A 518-nucleotide genomic window follows, 5' to 3' on the forward strand; every position below is an offset into this window, starting at 1 on the left:
TCATTTTAGGGAAAAGGTGTTCGAATGTTTCTGAAAATGCCGTAATCAAACCGATGGCTGTTTTTAAACAAGCAACCATAACGATAAGTGACAACAGGACGATACCGTAGTTACCTAAGTAGTATTGCGTAATTTGCGCTAAGGCAATACCACCATTTTCACTAAGTTTGAAATGACCAATACTTAATGTACCCATGATTGCTAGTAGGGTATAAATAATCCCCATCATAATGATACTGATAGTACCAGACTTAATTGTTTCTTTAGCGATATCAGTTGGATTTTCGATACCTAACTTTTTAATCGTTGCAACAATGATGATACCAAATGCCAATGACGCTAGCGCATCTAAGGTATTGTATCCATCTAAAAAGCCGTTAAATAAGGCATGTGATTGATATTGTTTACTAATAGGTGCATCAGATATGCCACCTAATGGATGGATAAAAGCAAATAATAAAATAATTGCTAATAATACTAAGAATACCGGATTTAAAAATTTACCGATATATTCTAAA

1 pseudogene is annotated in these 518 nt (G+C 33.8%); it reads right to left on the reverse strand.

Annotated elements, in window-relative coordinates:
• Positions 1–518 (reverse strand): annotated as a pseudogene (gene brnQ1 / locus IDG60_RS27305) (branched-chain amino acid transport system II carrier protein BrnQ1); the annotation flags it as partial.

It is taken from the genome of Staphylococcus sp. EG-SA-2 (genome assembly GCF_017152085.1).